Genomic DNA, 19,892 nt, shown 5'->3' on the forward strand with positions numbered 1-19,892 from the left:
CATGAGCAGCAATCCCAATACTTCTCACAAAAAAGAACCCGTCGTGGTCGGTGCCGAAGACCTCCCGGTATTTTGCCCAGGCCCGAAATCACCGCTTTGGTGCATGCACCCGCGCACCTACATCGAGGTGGTCAAAAACGGTGTCGCCAAGTGCCAGTATTGCGGCACCGAGTACGTCCTGCGCGAGGGCGACCACCCTCACGGCCACGAGCAAGCAGGCATTCGCATCTAAAGCCGCGGCCCACCCCTGCTTCAGGCAGAGGTGGCGCCCATCGCTTATTTCCGGAAAGGCTCCAGCAGGGCCCGGCGGTTTTCCAGATGGTCTCTCAAAGCCTGGATGCGTGTATCCAGGCGCGATTGTTCGTAAAAATCGTCTGATAAGCGACGCGCCTGCTGCAGGTGTTCCATGGCTGTGGGCAAGGCACCCGTTTGCTCGAAGTACGTAGCCATGGCCTCGTGGGCCTGTACCTTCTGGCCCTGGTGCTCCAGGCTGGTGGCCAGCAGTTGCTGAAACTCGGGCACATGGCTCCATTTCTTGATGACAGTCTTCAGAAACTCAACCGCCTGGGCATGCTTGTCGGCTGCCTGCAGGGCACGGGCGTGCGCATCAGCCACCGCCTGGCTATTGGGCCACTGTTTCCAGGCTTGCGCTGATACATCCACCGCCGCAGCCACACCGCTGGCACGTGCCAAACTGATTTCCAGCAGCGCCAGTTGCGGCGCCGGCTGCACGGCATTGGCCTGATCCAGCAACTGCTTGGCCTGGGCAAGACCGCCGGATTTCCAGTGCAACCACGCCAGCCCATAAAGGGCCGCGGCCTGGCTGCTGCCACTGGTCTTTTTCGCTTCGCTTTCAAAAGACTGCTGCAGGCGACGCGTGTCTTCGTTGCTGCGCGCCTGAATCAGTGCCAGACGGCTGCGCACAAACCAATATTGAGCATCCAGGGTGTCTTTGCCTGACGACATATTGGCCACCCGGTTTTCGATATCGGACATGCGCTGGATGGACAATGGATGGGTAGAGGCATACCCGCCTCCTGCTCCTTCGTTGAGCCGGGATGCATTGGCAAGCTTGCGAAACATGGTGAGCATGCCACGGGGGTTGAACCCTGTCTGGCTCAGCATCTGAAAACCGGCCCGGTCGGCTTCCTGCTCGGCGCTACGAGAAAAACCCAGCTGACGATCGATGGTGGCGGCTTGCCCAAAGGTAGCAACCCCCATTGCCAGATCGCCCTGCCCGGCCAGCGCCGCCAGCAAGGCCCCTACCAGGCTGGCAACCATCAGGGCTGTGCCTTGTGACTGTTGTGTGATGCCCCGGGCGATGTGGCGCTGCATGACGTGGCCAATCTCGTGAGCCAGCACACCGGCGAGTTCGGACTCGGTGTTTGTGGTGGTCACAAGCCCGCTATGAATCCCGATATACCCCCCCGGCAAGGCAAAGGCATTGATGGAGGGGTCGCGCACCGCAAACACGGTGATGTCCTGTGACAAGGACTGAGGGGCATGTGCCGCCAGTTTTCTACCCAACTGGGTCAGATACTGATTGATATCCAGATCGGCAATATAGGTGGGGTCGTGGCGGCCCTGCTCCATGATGGCCTGCCCCAGCAGACGCTCGACGCCGGGGGAGAGTTCTGCCGAGGAAGCCGCACCCAGGGTGGGCAGGCCCACAGGCTGTGTCCAGGCCGGCACAGCACACGATAAAGCAGTAATCAGGCACAGGATCTGTCCGGTACGGCGCATAATGAAACCACCCAGCTAGGATGCCACGTGGGCAGAGGCACGTGGCACCCGCCGTCGTGGTGGCGGCAAGCGTCCCTTGGAGGACAGACGCATCAAGGTACCCAGCGCATACATCAACCCAAAGGCTTCGATCAGGCCCGCTGGCACCCACATGATCAGCCCGCCCAGTACTTGATCGTCCAGTGCAGAGATGCCGGGCAGTGCACGGCCACAGAGATCGAAGACCGGATAGAGATCATGCCCGGTAAAGGCGATGACAGCACCGGCAACCATTTGCGGCACCATGGTAAAGACGGGAGAGAACACCCGGCCGCCAGGGCTGAGCGCAGCCGGAGGGTGGGGCCGCCGGTCGAGGATGAGGTTCCAGTACAGCACACCGCTGATCACCACTGACCAGTTCATGAAGCGGTAAATCCGCCAGTCGAGCATGGAATAAAACTGCACCGTGGGCTGCAGCCACACCAGCACCAGCAACACAAACAGGAACGGCACCAGGATCCGGTGAGTGGCCAGATGCTCGAGGGTGCGTACCCAGCCGCTTTTGCGGGCCTGGGCCAGCCGCACACGCCAGCGTAGCGGCAGGCCGGCACGCATCACCTGCCCCGGATAAGCCCCCATGATGAGCAAGGGCCCCAAGTGGTGCAATACCAGGTGTTGCAGCCGATGGATGAAGAACATGCGTTCTGCGTAGTAATCCAGCCGCGTGTGCAAGGACAGATACAGCAGTATCCAGCCGACCCAAAACAGAACCTGGCGAATCCTGCCCACAGAGTGCACGCGGCGGCCGCGCACAAACAGCACTGCCGACAACAGAAATGCCAGCACCAAAGAGGGAGAGAACTCCCAGGGCCGCAACCAGGCAAGCAGATCCATACCAGCGGAGCCATCAGAATGGTTAATCCAACTAGTGTAAAGCATCCTAAAATAGACGTTTTGCCTGCTGTTTTCTGCCTGCCATGCCCAGTACAAACTACGATATTGCGATTCTTGGCGCCGGCCCTGTGGGCTGCGTGCTGGCCTTAAGCCTGGCGCGACATGCCCCAGACCCTGGCCGCATCGCCTTGATGGGCCCGGCACCTGCCCAGCGCGCGGCGGGACAATCCATCGACCCACGCGCAATTGCCATCAACCATGGCAGCCGGCAGTTTTTGCAGCAACTGGGTGCCTGGCCGGGACACTCTGCCGATATCAGTACGGTGCATGTTTCCCAGGCGGGCCATTTGGGCCGTACCCTGATTGACCATACCGAACTTCACGTGCCGCGCCTGGGCAGCGTAGTAGCCTACGATGAACTCCTCGAATCGCTGCACACCGCACTGGCACAAAGCGGCATCACCCGCATTTTGCAACGGCCCTCGCGCCCTCAACCAGGGCAGCCGGTGATCCTCAAAACCGCCGACGACACCCACCACAGCACGCGCCTCGCCCTGATCTCCGATGGCTCCCGGCCACAAGGTCTCCACCGCGATTACCAGCAACACGCCATACTGACCACGGTGCGCGCCAGCCAGGCAATCCCGGGCAGAGCCTTCGAGCGCTTTACACAAACCGGGCCTCTGGCACTGCTGCCCCATCCGGCCGGCCAGGGTCTCTACAGTGTCGTGTGGTGTGTACGGCCGGCACAGGCCACTGCCTTGTCCGGGATGGACGACACAACTTTTGACACCCGACTTCAACAGGCGTTTGGCACCCGTTTGGGCACGCTGCACCGCCTGACACCGGTCAATACCTTTCCCCTGGCGCTGCATGCCGGGCCCAGCTTGCAAGGTGAGGGCGTGGTGGCAGTTGGCAATGCCGCGCAAACCCTGCACCCGGTGGCGGGGCAAGGGCTCAACCTTGGCCTGCGCGATGTTGCGCAGCTATCGCACGTGCTACAACCCTGGCTGGTTCAGCCTGCGCAGGCACTGCAGCCATTGCTGCAGCAATATGCCCGTCAACGCAAAATCGACCGCACCGTCACGCTGGCCATTACCGATACCCTGCCCAGAATATTTGCCAGCCGCTATGCACTACCACGCCACCTCGCGGGGCTTGGCCTGGTACTGCTTGATCTCATCCCGGGCCTGCGCCAACCTCTGGCCCACCACCTGCTACAAGGCCAGCGCCAATAGCCTTCTACAATAACGCTCATGCAAATCGGCCCCTGGACACTTCCCCACCCTGTCTGTGCCGCCCCAATGGCGGGCGTCACAGACCGCCCTTACCGGCGCCTGTGCAAGGCGTTGGGGGCGGCGTATGCCGTGTCCGAAATGGCGGCCAGCAATCCGCAACTCTGGGACAGCGTAAAAACGTCCCGACGCATCAACCACGAGGGTGAACCCGATCCCGTTGCCGTGCAGATTGCAGGCGCCGATCCCGATATGCTGGCCGAGGCCGCAGTGTTCAACATCGGCAAGGGTGCCCGGATTATCGACATCAATATGGGCTGTCCGGTCAAAAAGGTCTGTCACGTGGCGTCCGGCTCAGCTCTGCTGCGCGACGAAGCCCTGGTGGCACGCATCCTGAAAAAAGTAGTGGCTGCCTGCCAGCCACTGGGTATACCCGTTACCCTGAAAACCCGCACAGGCTGGGATCGCAGCAGCCGCAATGCAGTGCGCATTGCCCGCCTGGCCGAAGATTGCGGCATCGCCGCCCTGACGCTACACGGGCGCACACGTTGCGATCTTTACACGGGTGAGGCCGAATACGAGACGATCCGTGCCGTGCGTCAGGTCATCCGCATACCCCTCATCGCCAACGGGGATATCAACACCCCAGAGAAAGCACGGGCAGTTCTGGACTACACTGGGGCCGACGCGATCATGGTGGGCCGGGCGGCTCAAGGTCGTCCATGGATTTTTCGGGAAATTGCCCACTATCTGGCGCACGGCAGCCATCTGCCACCTCCCACCTATGGCGAGCTGCGCGACCACCTGCTCAATCACCTCGAAGACCATTATTCGTTTTACGGCGAACACACCGGCGTCCGTACTGCCCGCAAGCATATCGGCTGGTATCTGGCCGATCTCCCGGGAGCTGACGTCCTGTTGCCGGCTGTCATGGCCCTAGAGAGTACCCAGCAACAATTCAAGCTGCTGCGCCATTGGCTGGATGCGCAGCCCGCAGATGCTGCGGCCGTCCCTGAAAGCCCCTTACTGCATTAACGTTTTTTACCGACGTTCACCTCGACAACTTTTGTACCTCATGCCTACCTCTACGCCCCTGGAACAAGCCGTGCGCGATCAACTGGATCGCTACTTTAAAGACCTGGGTGGCTCCGCACCCAGCGACATGCTGGCGATGGTCAACCTGTGCGTCGAACGCACGGTCTTGCAGGTTGCCCTCGAGCGCACCGATGGCAACCAGACACGCGCCGCCGAGATGCTGGGCATCACCCGTGGCACCTTGCGCAAAAAATTGCATATCCACCAGATCAGTGCCTGAGCCCTTTTTTTCTTTCATTTTGCTGCCATGACTATCCAGACTGCTTTGATTTCCGTGTCCGATAAAACGGGCGTCCTCGAATTTGCCCAAGCCCTTGCCCAACGCGGCGTGGCCTTGCTGTCTACCGGCGGCACGGCACGTTTGCTGCGCCGGGCCGGGCTGACAGTCACCGAAGTGGCGACGCATACTGGCTCGCCCGAAATCCTGGACGGACGCGTCAAGACCCTGCATCCCCGAATCCACGGAGGCCTGCTGGCCCGCCGCGACGATCCGGCACACATGCAGACACTTAAAGATCAGGACATTCCCACCATCGACCTGCTGGTGGTCAACCTATACCCGTTTGAGCAAACCATCGCCAAAGCCGACTGCCTCCTGGCGGATGCCATCGAGAACATCGATATCGGCGGCCCGGCCATGCTGCGCTCGGCAGCAAAAAACCATGGTTCAAACCAGGGCGGTGTCACCGTAGTGATCGACCCCACCGACTATGCACGGGTACTGACGGAGATGGACGGCCCCGCCGGACAACCTTCGTATGGCCTGCGGCTTGAGCTCGCAGCCAAGGTGTACGCCCACACCGCGGCATATGACGGTGCCATTGCTGCTTACCTCAGCAGCCTGTCCGACCGTGAACCCGCCCCGTCGCAAGTGCCGCAACGTGACACCTGGCCACGGGTACTGACCGTACAAATGGATCGGCAGCAAGCCCTGCGCTACGGCGAAAACCCCCACCAGGATGCCGCGTTTTACCACGACAAACGCGTGGGCTCTGGCCTGTTGGCCGGCTACCGGCAGATCCAGGGTAAAGAACTTTCCTACAACAATATCGCCGATGCCGATGCGGCCTGGGAATGTGTGCGCAGCTTTGACAGTACCGCCTGCGTCATCGTCAAACATGCCAACCCCTGCGGCGTGGCCCTGGGTACCGATGCACTCAACGCCTATCAGCAGGCGTTCAAGACAGACCCCACCTCTGCCTTTGGTGGCATCATTGCCTTCAATACCCAGGTGGACGAAGTGGCAGCGCAAGCCATCACCGGGCAATTCCTCGAAGTACTGATCGCTCCAGACTACACGCCCGCAGCCTTGCAGCTGCTGGCAGCCAAAAAGAACATCCGCGTGCTTCAGTTGCACGCGGGCGATGCCCGCAACGCGTTCGATATCAAACGCGTGGGCGGCGGCTGGCTGGTACAGGATCCCGACGGTCATGTCGCCACCGAATCCAGCGTGAAGGTGGTCACCACCTTGGTGCCAACGGCTGCCCAAATGCAGGATCTGCTCTTTGCCTGGAACGTTGCGCAATACGTCAAATCCAACGCCATCGTGTTTTGTGGCCAGCACATGACACTGGGGGTGGGCGCGGGGCAAATGAGCCGCATCGACTCCGCACGCATTGCCTCCATCAAGGCCGAGAAAGCCGGTCTGTCGCTGCAAGGGTCAGCCGTGGCCTCGGATGCCTTTTTCCCGTTCCGTGACGGTCTGGACGTGGTGGCCGATGCCGGCGCCAACTGCGTCATCCAGCCGGGCGGCAGTATCCGCGACGACGAAGTGATTGCTGCCGCCAACGAGCGCGGCATTGCGATGGTCTTCACCGGCACCCGGCATTTCCGCCACTGATGCGCATCCTGGGGGTCGATCCTGGTTTGCGGCGCACAGGCTTCGGCGTCATCGAAGTCCACGGCGCACAACTGCGATACGTGGCCAGCGGCACGATTGTCGTGCCTACGGCCTTGCCCCTGCATGCCAGGCTTAAGGTCATTCTCGACAATCTGCGAGAAGTGGCTCGCGACACCCACCCCGATCAGGCGGCGCTCGAGAAGGTGTTCCTGAACGCCAATCCTGCGTCTACCCTGCTGCTGGGCCAGGCACGCGGCGCCGCGCTGTGCGCCTTGGCTGATACCGGCCTGTCGGTGCAGGAGTACACCGCCTTGCAGATCAAGAAGGCGGTAGTGGGCACCGGGCGAGCCACCAAAGAGCAAATCCAGACCATGGTCCGGCATTTGCTCAGCCTCAATGGCGAACCCGCACCCGATGCCGCCGATGCGCTGGCCTGCGCCATTTGCCATGCCCATTGCGCGCCACTGGCCGGCCGTTTGCAGGCGTTGGCGCCTGAGACGCTATCGTCCGGCACCCGTCGGCTGCGAACCGGCCGTCTGGTATCCTGAGCACCACCCATCCTCTGTTTGCCTCTTTTGTTTTCCAGGATCCCACCATGATCGGCCGCATCACCGGTACCCTGCTCGAACTCTCTCCCCCTACTGTCTGCATCCAGACGGGCGGGCTGGGCTACGAGGTAGATGTGCCCATGAGTACGCTGTACAAGCTGCCGGCGGTGGGTCAAACCGTTACCTTGCACACGCACCTGGCCATTCGCGAAGACGCCCATGTCCTGTACGGATTTTCCACAGCGGCCGAGCGCAGTGCATTTCGGGCACTCATCAAGGTCAGCGGCATTGGTGCCCGTACAGCGCTGTCTGTGCTCTCTGGCCTGAGCGTCGACGATCTGATAGAGGCCATCGATCAGCAAGAGTCCGGCCGGCTGATCAAAGTACCCGGTATCGGCAAAAAAACAGCAGAACGCCTGCTGCTTGAGCTGCGCGACAAACTCACCCCTCTGGCCAACCCGGCACACGCCGGCGGCAGCCCAACCAGCCATGCGGGCAATGATGTGCTCAACGCACTGCAGGCCCTGGGGTACTCTGCCGCCGAGGCCCGGCGAGCCAGCAACGCGTTGCCCGAAGGCCTATCCGTCTCCGAGAGCATCCGCCAGGCCCTGAAAGCACTCTCGCGGGGCTAGGCCGGACATGCAGGATCGCTATCGCACGGCACTAGACGCCTTGCACGATGTGTTTGGGTATGGTGCCTTCCGGGGAGAACAACAAGCCATCATCGAGCACATTATCGGCGGCGGAGACGCGCTGGTATTGATGCCCACGGGTGGTGGCAAATCACTGTGCTACCAGATTCCGTCCCTGGTGCGAGAAGGCACAGGTGTGGTGATCTCGCCCCTGATCGCCCTGATGCAAGACCAGGTAGACGCCCTGCAAGAGTTGGGTGTACGTGCCGCCTTTCTGAATTCCAGCCAGACATCGGCTGAAGCCCGGGCGGTGGAACAGGCCTTTCTGGGCGGCAGGCTGGATCTTCTTTATGTGGCTCCCGAGCGGCTGCTGACCCCCCGCTGCCTGGATTTGCTGGGCCACGGATCCATTGCACTTTTTGCGATTGACGAGGCCCATTGCGTGTCTCAGTGGGGACATGATTTTCGGCCCGAATACCAGGGCTTGAACCTGCTGGCAGAGCGCTGGCCAGAGGTCCCTCGGGTGGCACTCACCGCCACGGCCACGGACGCCACCCGCAAGGATATTGTCCATTGCCTGTCGCTGGATGAAGCCCCCCAGTTTGTTGCCAGCTTCGACCGCCCCAACCTGTGCTATCGCATCGTTGAGAAGCAAGAAGTTCGGCGGCAATTATTGGATTTCATCCGTGCTGAACATGCGGGTGAATGCGGCATCGTATATGCGCTCTCCCGCACCCGGGTAGAGCAGACGGCCGAGTTTCTGACCCGGCACGACATCACGGCACTGCCTTATCACGCCGGGCTGGATGCCCGTACCCGTGCCGAGCATCAGGCACGATTTTTACGCGAAGACGGCGTGGTGATGGTGGCCACCATTGCCTTTGGCATGGGCGTCAACAAACCTGACGTGCGTTTTGTGGCGCATATCGATTTGCCTAAATCCATCGAGGGCTACTACCAGGAAACCGGACGCGCCGGCCGCGACGGCTTGCCAGCCGATGCCTGGCTGGCCTATGGCCTGCAGGATGTGGTGCAACAGCGGCGCATGATTGACGCCTCTGACGGCGATGCATTGCACCAGCGCCGCCAGGTACGTCAACTGGACGCCATGCTGGCACTGTGTGAAACCGTCACGTGCCGCCGCCAGGATCTGCTGGCGTACTTTGGCCAAACCATTGCACCTTGTGGCCACTGCGACACCTGCCTGGATCCACCCGCAGCCTGGGACGGCACCGTGGCCGTACAAAAGCTGTTATCAACGGTGTACCGGTTATGGCGCGAACGCGGCCAACGCTTTGGTGGCGGGCACATCATCGATATCCTGCGTGGCCAGATGACGGATCGCGTCACGCAAAACCAGCATGACACCCTCAGTGTGTTTGGTGTGGGCGATACGCTCTCGGTGGATGCCTGGCGCAGTATCTTGCGGCAAGCCCTGGCGCTGGGGCTGCTGACCGTAGATCTGGAAGGCTATGGCACGCTGGCCCTCACGGATGCCAGCCGGGCGGTACTTAAGGGCGAGCGCACGCTGATGCTGCGCCCTGTGGCCGTAAAACGCGCCAAGGCCAGCCGCCAGCGCACGACTACCGCAGCCCAGCTGGATGCGCTGCCACCCGACGCCCTGGCCAGATTTGAACACTTGCGTGCCTGGCGTGGACGTGTGGCCAAAGCCCATAGCGTGCCCGCGTATGTCATCTTCCACGACGCCACCCTGCGCGAGATTGCCCTGAACAACCCCGACAATCTGGACAGCCTGAGCAACATCAGCGGAGTGGGCGGCCGCAAGCTGGAAACCTACGGCGCCGATGTGATTGAGTGCGTACGACAGACCCAGGCTTGAATCAGAAAAGCCCGGGCTCGGTGCCTGGCGCCTCGAGGCCCAGGTGTTGCCAGCAACGACGTGTCGCCATGCGCCCGCGAGGCGTACGCTGCAGATAGCCGTGCTGGATAAGATAGGGCTCGATGACGTCTTCGATGGTGTCACGTTCTTCGCCAATGGCCGCTGCAAGGCTGTCTACCCCCACCGGACCACCATCAAACTTGTGCACAATGGCCTCGAGCAATTTGCGATCCATGAGGTCGAGCCCTTCGGGATCGACCTCGAGCATTGCCAGCGCGGCCTGGGCGGTTTTGGTGTCGATGTGCCCATCGGCACGCACCTCGGCGTAATCGCGTACACGCCGTAGCAAACGGTTGGCAATACGGGGGGTACCGCGCGAACGGCAGGCGATTTCGGCGGCGCCATCAGGAGTGGTGTGTGCCCCCAGCAAGCCGGCACTGCGCTGAACAATATGGGTGAGGTCTTCGGCTGAATAGAACTCGAGCCGCGACACAATGCCAAAGCGATCGCGCAAGGGATTGGTCAGCATCCCGGCGCGCGTGGTGGCACCCACCAACGTAAAGGGCTGAAGATCGATCTTGACACTGCGCGCAGCCGGGCCTTCGCCGATAAGGATATCGATCTGGAAGTCTTCGAGAGCCGGGTAGAGGATTTCTTCGACAACCGGCGACAAACGATGGATCTCGTCGATGAACAGAACATCGTTGCGTTCGAGGTTGGTGAGCATGGCGGCGAGGTCACCCGGACGCTCGAGGACGGGGCCTGACGTTTGGCGCAGCTGCACGCCCATTTCGTGGGCCACAATGTGGGCCAGCGTGGTTTTACCCAGGCCGGGAGGGCCAAACAGCAGCACGTGATCGAGAGATTCTCCACGTTTACGGGCAGCGGCAATAAAGATATCCAGTTGCTCACGCACGCGCTGCTGGCCCACGTACTCTTGCAGGGCTTTGGGCCGCAGGGCGCGCTCGATGGAGTCTTCGGCATGCGAGCTGAGATCAGCTGCCACCAGCCGCGAAGCGGGGAGATCGGGTGCCGACAGGGAATCAGGTTGTATGGCCATCAGATAGGGTGTGCAAAAAAGCGTACCGGCGATGGCGACAGGCCATCAAACTGTTTAAAACCACAGTATATCCCATGCCTTGTGTGTCCCAACCCCTACTGCCGGGGCTAAGGGCGCCGCCGGGGCGACAGCACAAACGCGTCTTCGCTGTCTACCGCACGCTTCAACTGAGAATACCGCTCGAGCATGTCTGATTTATAAACCACGCCCAAAAGGCGCGCGGAAGCATCCCGGCTGACCACAGGCAGGCGCTCACCCGAAAAAGCACTGAACTGAGCCTGTGCTTCGTCCAGATCGAGATCCGGATATAAAGGCTTCACAAAATCCAGCCGCAGCACATCGCCACAGGTTTTGGATCCGACATCGATCTCGCCCAGCATCATACGGGTGAGATCTTGCTGCGCAATGACCCCCTGCCAGTGGCCGGCTTCATCCACCACATACAGGTACCGCACGGGATAATCCAGAAACATCTCTTGTGCAGCGCGCACCGGCGAGCTGGTAAGGACAACGGTTTCGGCCGGACGCAGCAGGCTGTCGAGGCGTGCCTGACGCAAGCGCTGACGCAAGGCCTGATTATCCTCGTGGTGCAAGGTGACGTCATACATCACCGCCTGGGCCAGGCCCCTGGACACGAAATACGCAACTACGCAGGCCAGCACCAGGGGCAGCACCATCTGGTAGCTGAGCGTCATCTCAAAAATCATCAGGATTGCCATAAACGGCGCACTGGTGGCCGCAGCCAAAAACGCGCCCATCCCCACCAGCGCAAACACGGCCCCATGACCGGCCAGCATCGGCCAGGCATCTCCAAGGATTTGTCCAAAAAGCACTCCGAAAGCCCCGCCAACAAACAGAGTGGGTGTAAATACGCCGCCCACTGCACCGGAGCCCGCCGTCAATGCAGTGGCCAGCACCTTGCAAACCAGCATCAGTAATACGGTTTGCCAGGCCCAGTTGTCATGCAGCAAGGACAGCACCACACGGTTACCGTTGCCCGCCATGTCCGGCAACTGTGTCAGCAAGGCCCCCAGCAGCAGGCCGCCCAGCCCCAGGCGTAAGGGCAAGGACAAACGCGTGCGGGCAAACAGGGTTTTAAAGCCGTGCAGGCAGCGCAAAAACTGTGCGGCCCCCACGCCCGCCAGTACCCCCAGGGCCAGACAGGGCAAGAACAGTTCTGGCGGCACCGCAGACAGATCAGGCATGGGATAGCGGGCGCTGTATTCTCCGGATAGATGCATCACCAGGCTGGAGGACGCCGCCGCCACCAGCAGCGGCCCAAAATTTTGAAATGACATCGAACCGAGGATGATTTCACCGACGAATACCGCCCCGGCCAAGGGTGCTCCGTAGGCCGCCGATACACCCGCCGCGGCCCCGCAGGCGGCCAGCAAGCGCAGGCGGGCGGTGTCAATTCTCAGGATGCGGCCCAGCCCTGACGACCAGAGCGCCGCGAGGTGCACCATTGCCCCTTCCCGGCCGATTGAGCCGCCGGAGGCAACGGTGCACAAAGAAGAGAGGGATCGCAACAGCCCCTGCCCCAGGGACATGCGGCCATCGCCAATTGCCACGGCCTCCATGTAGCCCGAATGCCGGTCGTTGGAAACACGCTGGGCGGCCAACAGCAGGCCGCCGGCACACACGCCACCCACAGCAGGCACCAACACCTGCAAGCGCCAGTCGAGGCTGCCCATTACCTGGGTAATCAGCCCTGGTTGCTCGGCAAATATGCGCTGAATGGCATGGATACCTGCATGAAATGCCAGGGTAACCAGCGCCCCTCCCACCCCGGCCAGTGCCGCCCAGCACAGCATGGCAACCACGCTGCCTGTGTCCAGATTGAGGCGATGGGAGTTGAGGCTCATGGGTGAAAATCCGGCGGGATGGGCGCGCGAGAACGCCCCACCATGCGCCAATATACCCAGAGGTTGAAAATCAGGGCCACCGGAAACGCAACGACGGTTGCCGACAGGGTAAGCCGCAAAGTGGCCACTGGCGCCGCCGCATCCCACAGGGTGACCTCATCAAGCACGACATAGGGAAAAAAGCTATACGCGAGGCCAGCCAGCAATACCGTGATGATCACCAGCACCAGCACATAGGGCATGGCTGACGCCCGGTAGCTTTGCGCAATCATGCGTTGCAGGATCATGTCGGCAAACACAAAACACAGCAGCAGCCCACCCCAGACCACAAACACGGCAGACCAGTGTTCGCCATCGCCCCACTTGAGAAACACGCCGGCATTGGAAAAATCCAGCACCACCGATAAGCCCACTGCCCCCACGGCGCTCCAGCGCAGGTTTCGGCGTGCCCAGCCAACAGCCCGGGCACGGAGTTCACCGGCCTCACGCATCATCAGCCAGGCGGCCCCCAAAAGGCTGTAGGCGGCTACCGCACACAAGCCCATCAACACCGCAAACCCTGTATAGCCGGGGCCGGTTTCGTAAGCCACGGCAACCCGGGCCAGCAGATAGCCATGAGAAAAGGCCACCAGAATGGCACCCAAACCAAAGCCCAGCTGCCAGCGGCCCTGCTGGTAGGCAGGGGCGCGCAAACGCCACTCGAAGCAGACTGAACGCAGGATCGTCCCCAAGCCCAGCAACGATAAGGGGAAATACAAGCGTCCCAGGGTTTGCGACCAGCCATAGGGAAACGCCACGGCCCACAGCCCCAGGCCCAGAAACAGCCAGAACTCGTTGGCATCACGCCAGGGGCCAAGCAAGGACAGCATGCGCGGACGCAGGGCAGCAGGCGCCACCAGCGACAGACACCCCACTCCGATGTCAAAGCCGTCCAGCACAACCCCTGCCACCAAAATGGCAAAGAATATGCCCATCAGGGCCAGAGGCATCCAGAACGCGGGGTCTTGTGCGCCCAGCCCCACCAGGGCTGCGAGAGAATCGATCATGCACGCCCCCGATGCCGGGCCACCGGCACCACACCATATCGCAAGGTATGGCCCAGCAACTGACGAAAGCCCAGCGCCAATGCCGCATAGACCACCAGTTGCACAAGCAGTATGGCCCACAAGGTGCCGGCATCCTGCGCCGCACCGATCTGGCGAAAAGTGACAGCACCTTCGACAGCATAGGGCAGACTGCCTATCAGCAGGTGGGTCCAGCCGGCAACCTGCACAGCCAACGCCAGCCAGAGGCTGGTGTGCAGCATGTTCCGCCTGGCTGCAGACAGGCTGTCGGGCTCGAATCCCAGACGACGAGCCAGCCAGAAGGCCCACAGGGCAAGCAGGAAGAGCACACTGGTAAACACAAGGGCAAGCCGCGAAGAGGCAAACGTAATCCACACTGGTGGCCTCACGCCGATCAACTCGTTCAGGCCAGTTAACACCTGATTGCTGACGGTGGCGGGCGGGCCGGACTCTGTGGCTGGTGGTAAAAAACTTTGCGGCAGGGCTGGCCCCTTGAGGGACCAATGGCTATCACCGGCCGGCACATCCAGCCAGGCAAATAACGCCGGGCGGACCGGCGGGCCACTTTGCCATTGTGGCAAAGTGGCTGCCAAACGCGCAGGCTGTACAGGCAAAAGCTGACGTCCCAGCTGGGTTGCCAGGGCCAGCTGCAGCACAATCATCAACAGCAGCAGCCAGGTGGCGCCTGCAAACACAGTACGGTCGCCTTCGTCACTGGGGCGCGCGCGCGTGCGCTGCGCAGTAACGGCCAGCATCAATGCAGCCACCAGCATCAGGCCGCCGGTGAGCAGCAGTCCAAACATCTCGGGGGCCACACCGCCAAACAGCAGCACCGCCCAATCGGTAATCTGATAGTGATTTTCTGTGGACAGCGTGCCCACAGGCCGTTGCATCCAGGCCAGCAGTACCATCAGCCACCACGCGGTCAGGGAGGCACCCACGGCTACCATCCCCACAACCGTGGTGTGCGCCGCCCCCGATAAAGTGCGTTGCCCATAAAGCATGGCGCCCAGGAAACAGGACTTGAAAACAAAGGCGGTGAGGACAGCCAGCGCCACCAATGGCCCGACGACCTCACCCATGCGATCCATCAGCAATGGCCACAAGGTGCCCAGCTGCAGCAGCAAGGGCAAACTGGTGGCAAACCCGACAATCAGGGCCAGCGCGTAAATGCGCACCCAGAAGCGGTACGCCAGCAATGCGGCGTTTTTTCGGCGTGCCTGTACGCGCAGGACGAACAGCACCCACGCCAACCCGAGCTCTAGCGCCAGGAAGAACAACATGAACCCCAGGCCCAAATAGAACTGGGTAAGCGACAGAACCCATGCGGTTTGAGTCATAATGTGCGCTAGTTTATTATGCAGCGGATTGTATGACCACCGACGTCGCGCCTGTTTCCAATTTTTTGCGCACTATTATTGATAACGACCTGAAATCTGGTCGCTACCACGGACGGCACTGGGCGCCGCCGCCGTGCGATGCGCAAGCCCGCCTGGCCGCAGCCCCCGATACTGCCCGGATCCGAACGCGTTTCCCGCCCGAGCCCAATGGCTATCTGCATATCGGCCACGCCAAAAGCATCTGCCTTAATTTTGGCTTGGCCCACGATTACGCCGGTGTTTGCCACCTGCGCTTTGACGACACCAACCCCGAGAAAGAAGAGGACGAGTACGTCCACGCCATCATCGAGATGGTACGCTGGTTGGGGTTCGATTGGGTCAATAACGGCACATCTCACCAATATTTCGCCAGCGACTACTTCGAAACTCTGTACGGCTTTGCCGAAGCGCTTGTTCAGGCAGGCCACGCCTACGTCGACGAGCAGTCAGCCGACGACATGCGGGCTACCCGGGGGACGCTCACCGAGCCAGGCACCAACTCACCCTGGCGCGACCGCCCTGCCGCAGAGTCCCTGGCGTTGCTGCGCGACATGCGGGCCGGCAAGTTTCCCGATGGTCAGATGGCCCTGCGGGCACGCATCGATATGGCTTCGCCCAATATCAATTTGCGAGACCCCGTCCTGTACCGCATCCGCCATGCCAGCCATCACCGCACAGGTGACACCTGGTGCATTTACCCGATGTACGCGTGGGCGCACCCCGTAGAAGACGCCCTCGAGGGCATCACGCACAGCATCTGCACGCTCGAGTTCGAAGATCAACGTCCTTTTTACGACTGGATTCTCAACCGCCTGGCCGAACTCGGCCAATTGGCAGAGCCGCTGCCCCATCAACACGAGTTTTCGCGCCTGAACCTCAGCTACGTGGTCACCAGCAAGCGCAAGCTGCGCCAGCTGGTTACCGAAGGCCATGTCAACGGCTGGGACGACCCTCGCCTGCCAACCCTGGCGGGCCTGCGTCGGCGCGGTTATACACCGGGTGCCATCCGTCTGTTCTGCGAGCGCCTGGGTGTCTCCAAATCCGATTCACGCATTGATTACAGCGTGCTCGAGCAAGCCCTGCGCGACGATCTCGATCCGGTTGCCGCGCGCGCCGTGGCGGTGCTCGATCCCCTCAAATTGATCATCACCAATTTCCCCGAAGACCACATCGAGCCCTGCTCCGCGCCCATCAACCCGCACCAGCCAGAGGCCGGCTCACGCCAGTTTCCGCTCAGCCGCGAGCTCTGGATCGAACGCGACGATTTCCGCGAAGACCCACCAAAAAAATACTTCCGGCTCTTTCCGGGTAATCTCGTCCGTCTCAAATACGGCTACGTGGTGCGCTGCACCGGCTGCGTTAAAGATGCCAACGGCGTGGTCACCGAGGTGCAGTGCGAATACCTGCCCGACACGCGCAGCGGCACACCGGGGGCCGATTCGGTCAAGGTCAAGGGTGCCATCACCTGGATCAGCGCCGCACACGCCATCCCGGCCGAAATCCGCCTGTACGACCGCCTGTTTCGCGACGCCCATCCCGATCGCGGCGACCAGGACTTCCTGCAAGCACTCAACCCGGAGTCCTGCCGCGTCGTGCACGGCTGGCTGGAGCCCGGCACCAACACAGAAGCCGGTACCAGCTGGCAATTCGAGCGCCTGGGTTACTTTGTGGCCGACCGCCACGACTCCTCACCCGAGCATCCGGTCATCAATCGTGCAGTCACCCTGCGCGACACCTGGGTATAAACGCCCATGGCCAATCGTTCTGAAGCCCTCGACTTCAAAAGTGCCACGCTCTACACCTTGCGTGCAGTGCTGCACACGCCCGACACCAAGGCTTTGCTGCAAGCGCTTCAGCAGCGCATGCAGCAAAGCGCCGGTTTCTACGAAAACGAAGCCATCATCCTGGATGCCCAGGGTCTGGATCAGGCACCCGACTGGAAAGCCCTGGTGTCAGCCATGCGCAAGCACCAGCTCTATCCCATCGGGGTTCAGGGCAGCGACGACATCGCCGCCTCGGCCCTGAAAGCGGGCCTGCCGCTCCTGGACGCTTCCGCCAGCCGGGCAAGTTCAGCCACTGGTAACACAACAGAATCACCCCCCACACCCGAGGCTGAGGCCACACCGACACAGGCCAAGGCAGCCAACCCGGCGGACATCGCCCCCAGCCCCGAACCGGCAAACACACCATCTGTTGCTGCGCCCACCATGGTGATCCGCCACCCCTTGCGTTCAGGTCAGCGTATTTACGCACGAGGGGGCGACCTCATCGTCATGGGGGTGGTCAGCCAGGGCGCGGAAGTCATTGCCGACGGCCATATCCATGTGTACGGGCCGCTACGCGGCAAGGCGATCGCAGGGGCACAAGGCCGGACCGACGCCATGATTCTCACCACACAACTCGATCCCGAGCTGCTGGCCATCGCCGGGGTTTACCGGGTGGTCGAGACACGGCTGCCCGACTCATTGCATAATCAGGCGGCACAAGTGGCACTGGATGGCGATACATTGCGCATCCGTACACTCTGATGCATCTTTGGTCACACGGTGATACCTCTCACTGGCGGCCACGACACAACCTCAACGACATTTTGCTTTACGATGTCATGAATTTTGAACACAGGGGAATACCGACACCATGGCGCGCATCGTTGTAGTCACTTCCGGCAAGGGCGGTGTGGGTAAAACCACTTCCAGTGCCAGCTTCTCCGCCGGCCTCGCCATGCGGGGACACAAAACCGTGGTTATCGACTTCGACGTCGGCTTGCGTAACCTGGATCTCATCATGGGCTGCGAACGCCGGGTCGTCTACGACTTCGTCAATGTCATCCAGGGTGAAGCCACACTGAACCAGGCACTGATTCGCGACAAGCAAGTTGATACGCTGTATATCCTCCCGGCCTCACAAACGCGAGACAAAGACGCGCTTACCCGCGAGGGCGTCGAAAAAGTGCTCGACGATCTCCAGGCCATGGATTTCGAATACATTGTCTGCGATTCTCCCGCCGGTATCGAAACCGGGGCAGTGATGGCCTCGTATTTTGCAGATGACGCATTGGTGGTTACCAACCCCGAGGTCTCTTCGGTGCGCGACTCCGACCGCATCCTGGGGATTCTCTCGGCAAAATCCCGGCGCGCCGAGAAAGGCGAAGAGCCCATCAAAGAGCACTTGCTGCTTACCCGCTACAACGCCAAGCGCGTGGCCGACGGCGAAATGCTGTCGCTGGGCGACATCGAAGACATCCTGCGGATCCGCCTGATCGGCGTCATCCCCGAGTCCGAGATCGTGCTGCAAGCCTCCAACGAAGGCGTGCCCGCCATCCACAAAAACGAATCCGACGTGGCCCAGGCCTATCAGGACGTCGTCGCGCGCTATCTGGGCGAAGACAAGCCATTGCGTTTTGTCGACTACGAAAAACCTGGTCTGTTCAAGCGGCTTTTCAGGGGTAAATAAGCATGTCGATTTTCGATTTCCTGCGCGGCCAAAAAAAGACCTCTGCCAGTATCGCCAAGAACCGCCTGCAGCTCATTCTTATCAACGAGCGCAGCAGCGACCGCAGCCCTGATTTCATGCAGCAAATGCAGCAAGAACTGATTGCGGTTATTTCAAAATACGTACAAATCAACCCTGACGACATCAAGGTCAACCTCGACCGCCAGGACTCCCTGGACGTCCTCGAAGTCAAGATCGAAATGCCTCAGGCAGACGCCCGCAGCTAAGGCAGCTTATACCAACCGCAAGGCCCGCCTCCGCGCGGGCCTTGTGCTTGCCAGGCCACTCTCAGCCAATTAAAGCCAGATCAGCGTGGCCCACACCACCAGAGGGATCGTGGCGACCGAGATCAGATTGCCCAGCAGCACCACGCTGGCCACTGTTCTGGGCTGAACACGGTACTGTTCGCACAAAAGATAGTTGAGTACTGCAGGTGGCAGCATCACCGACAGGGCCACCATCCGCGACCACTCGGGGGTCAGTGGCAGCAGCCACAGCACCAGGGGCAGCGTCAGGGCTCCAGCCAGCAAATACAGCAGGTTGATGCGCAAGGCCAGGCCAAGCTGATCAATCCGATCCTGAGCCAGGCGCACCCCAAGCCCAAACAGCATCAAAGGGATGGCAATCTGGCCGATCAGCTCGACAGTAGTCATCACAAAGGACGGGATCCACTGACGATAAGGCGCCAACAAGACACCAAAAAATGCGGCCCATACATTGGGGTTTTTCAGCCAAAGCCACCGATTGCTGCCACGGGACAACAAAAACAGCCCCAAAGAGAAATGCAGTAGATTGGACAGGACAAACAGCACGACGATATCGCCGAGCAAATCCCTGCCATAGGCCAGCATCATCAGGGGGATGCCAATATTGCCCGTATTGCGAAACATCCCCGGCACCAGAAACGCCGCACGGGATTCACCCGCCTGGGGCACCAGTGCCAGCAAGATCCCAGGCACCAGAATGATCAGGATCCCCGCAGCCACCAGAGGCCAGCCCTGAAGGAGATTCACCGGGTTGTCGAGCAATGCCGAAAACACCAGGGACGGACAAAACACCATGACATTGGCGTAATTCACAAACGTCATGTCGGGCGCGCGTGCCTGCCGCCGCCCGAAGACGTAACCCACTGCGGTTACGGCAAACACAGGCAAGACAATGTTCAGCAGAGTGAGAAACATGCGGGCGACTCAGGCACAAAGCCGCAAGTGTACTGCCAGACCAGG

The 19,892-nt window shown here is 61.0% G+C and carries 19 protein-coding genes; 12 read left to right on the forward strand and 7 right to left on the reverse strand.

The annotated features are described in order from the left end of the window. Position 1: 1 nt before the first annotated feature. A complete protein-coding gene (locus tag ABS758_RS05695; protein WP_350383775.1) occupies positions 2-232 on the forward strand; it encodes a zinc-finger domain-containing protein in 231 nt (76 codons plus the stop codon). 44 nt (positions 233-276) lie between these two features. On the opposite strand, the gene ABS758_RS05700 is transcribed toward ABS758_RS05695, so the two are convergent. Together ABS758_RS05700 and ABS758_RS05705 are read right to left on the reverse strand one after the other, a co-directional pair. Beyond that, the gene (locus ABS758_RS05700; protein WP_350383778.1) at positions 277-1,743 is read right to left on the reverse strand and encodes a M48 family metalloprotease; all 1,467 of its coding nucleotides are present in this window, start codon (positions 1,741-1,743) and stop codon (positions 277-279) included. A 15-nt stretch (positions 1,744-1,758) separates the two neighbouring features. Next, complete coding sequence (locus ABS758_RS05705; RefSeq protein ID WP_350383780.1) at positions 1,759-2,616, reverse strand: cytochrome c oxidase assembly protein; 858 nt, start codon at positions 2,614-2,616, stop codon at positions 1,759-1,761. Positions 2,617-2,699: 83 nt separating this feature from the next. Here ABS758_RS05705 and ABS758_RS05710 point away from each other — a divergent pair, with 83 nt between their 5' ends. From ABS758_RS05710 to recQ, 7 genes are read left to right on the forward strand one after another with little or no spacing between them, the layout of a single operon-like run. Continuing rightward, a complete protein-coding gene (locus ABS758_RS05710; protein ID WP_350383783.1) occupies positions 2,700-3,854 on the forward strand; it encodes an FAD-dependent monooxygenase in 1,155 nt (384 codons plus the stop codon). An 18-nt stretch (positions 3,855-3,872) separates the two neighbouring features. Beyond that, positions 3,873-4,886: a tRNA dihydrouridine synthase DusB gene (gene dusB, locus ABS758_RS05715; RefSeq protein ID WP_350383784.1), complete on the forward strand. Its 1,014-nt coding sequence runs from the start codon at positions 3,873-3,875 to the stop codon at positions 4,884-4,886. 40 nt (positions 4,887-4,926) lie between these two features. Continuing rightward, positions 4,927-5,166 carry a helix-turn-helix domain-containing protein gene (locus ABS758_RS05720; RefSeq protein WP_350383786.1) on the forward strand — a complete coding sequence of 80 codons (240 nt, stop codon included), beginning with the start codon at positions 4,927-4,929 and terminating at the stop codon, positions 5,164-5,166. 27 nt (positions 5,167-5,193) lie between these two features. Next, positions 5,194-6,786 (forward strand): bifunctional phosphoribosylaminoimidazolecarboxamide formyltransferase/IMP cyclohydrolase, encoded by a 1,593-nt coding sequence (purH, locus tag ABS758_RS05725; protein WP_350383789.1) that lies wholly within the window; start codon positions 5,194-5,196, stop codon positions 6,784-6,786. Next, positions 6,786-7,334 carry a crossover junction endodeoxyribonuclease RuvC gene (gene ruvC, locus ABS758_RS05730; protein WP_350383791.1) on the forward strand — a complete coding sequence of 183 codons (549 nt, stop codon included), beginning with the start codon at positions 6,786-6,788 and terminating at the stop codon, positions 7,332-7,334. The genes purH and ruvC overlap by 1 nt, the downstream gene beginning before the upstream one ends. A gap of 47 nt (positions 7,335-7,381) precedes the next feature. Next, positions 7,382-7,966, forward strand: coding sequence for a Holliday junction branch migration protein RuvA (gene ruvA, locus ABS758_RS05735; RefSeq protein ID WP_350383794.1), 585 nt, complete (start codon positions 7,382-7,384; stop codon positions 7,964-7,966). Positions 7,967-7,973: 7 nt separating this feature from the next. Then, complete coding sequence (recQ, locus tag ABS758_RS05740) at positions 7,974-9,806, forward strand: DNA helicase RecQ (protein WP_350383797.1); 1,833 nt, start codon at positions 7,974-7,976, stop codon at positions 9,804-9,806. A 1-nt stretch (position 9,807) separates the two neighbouring features. Here recQ and ruvB read toward each other — a convergent pair whose 3' ends face one another. The 4 genes from ruvB to ABS758_RS05760 all read right to left on the reverse strand — a co-directional run bounded on the left by ruvB (position 9,808) and on the right by ABS758_RS05760 (position 15,135). Beyond that, positions 9,808-10,866 (reverse strand): Holliday junction branch migration DNA helicase RuvB, encoded by a 1,059-nt coding sequence (gene ruvB / locus ABS758_RS05745; protein WP_350383800.1) that lies wholly within the window; start codon positions 10,864-10,866, stop codon positions 9,808-9,810. A gap of 107 nt (positions 10,867-10,973) precedes the next feature. Further along, positions 10,974-12,731, reverse strand: coding sequence for a ClcB-like voltage-gated chloride channel protein (locus tag ABS758_RS05750; RefSeq protein ID WP_350383803.1), 1,758 nt, complete (start codon positions 12,729-12,731; stop codon positions 10,974-10,976). After that, positions 12,728-13,777: a cytochrome d ubiquinol oxidase subunit II gene (locus ABS758_RS05755; RefSeq protein ID WP_350383806.1), complete on the reverse strand. Its 1,050-nt coding sequence runs from the start codon at positions 13,775-13,777 to the stop codon at positions 12,728-12,730. Before ABS758_RS05755 ends, ABS758_RS05750 begins: the two co-directional genes overlap by 4 nt. Beyond that, entirely contained in the window at positions 13,774-15,135 is a 1,362-nt protein-coding gene (locus ABS758_RS05760) for a cytochrome ubiquinol oxidase subunit I (protein ID WP_350383809.1), read from the reverse strand. The genes ABS758_RS05755 and ABS758_RS05760 overlap by 4 nt, the downstream gene beginning before the upstream one ends. 32 nt (positions 15,136-15,167) lie before the next feature. On the opposite strand from ABS758_RS05760, the gene ABS758_RS05765 reads away from it, so the two are divergent. From ABS758_RS05765 to minE, 4 genes are all read left to right on the forward strand, one after another. Continuing rightward, a complete protein-coding gene (locus ABS758_RS05765) occupies positions 15,168-16,919 on the forward strand; it encodes a glutamine--tRNA ligase/YqeY domain fusion protein (RefSeq protein WP_350383811.1) in 1,752 nt (583 codons plus the stop codon). A 6-nt stretch (positions 16,920-16,925) separates the two neighbouring features. Further along, a complete protein-coding gene (minC, locus tag ABS758_RS05770; RefSeq protein WP_350383814.1) occupies positions 16,926-17,702 on the forward strand; it encodes a septum site-determining protein MinC in 777 nt (258 codons plus the stop codon). A gap of 109 nt (positions 17,703-17,811) precedes the next feature. Then, positions 17,812-18,627: a septum site-determining protein MinD gene (minD, locus tag ABS758_RS05775; RefSeq protein ID WP_350383816.1), complete on the forward strand. Its 816-nt coding sequence runs from the start codon at positions 17,812-17,814 to the stop codon at positions 18,625-18,627. 2 nt (positions 18,628-18,629) lie between these two features. Further along, positions 18,630-18,893, forward strand: a complete 264-nt coding sequence (minE, locus tag ABS758_RS05780) for a cell division topological specificity factor MinE (RefSeq protein WP_350383819.1) — start codon at positions 18,630-18,632, stop codon at positions 18,891-18,893. 69 nt (positions 18,894-18,962) lie between these two features. On the opposite strand, the gene ABS758_RS05785 is transcribed toward minE, so the two are convergent. After that, on the reverse strand, positions 18,963-19,847 hold the full coding sequence (locus ABS758_RS05785; protein ID WP_350382018.1) for an AEC family transporter: 885 nt from the start codon (positions 19,845-19,847) through the stop codon (positions 18,963-18,965). Positions 19,848-19,892 lie beyond the last annotated feature (45 nt).

The organism is Castellaniella sp. FW104-7C03 (assembly GCF_040276085.1).
Classification (GTDB): Bacteria; Pseudomonadota; Gammaproteobacteria; order Burkholderiales; family Burkholderiaceae_B; genus Castellaniella.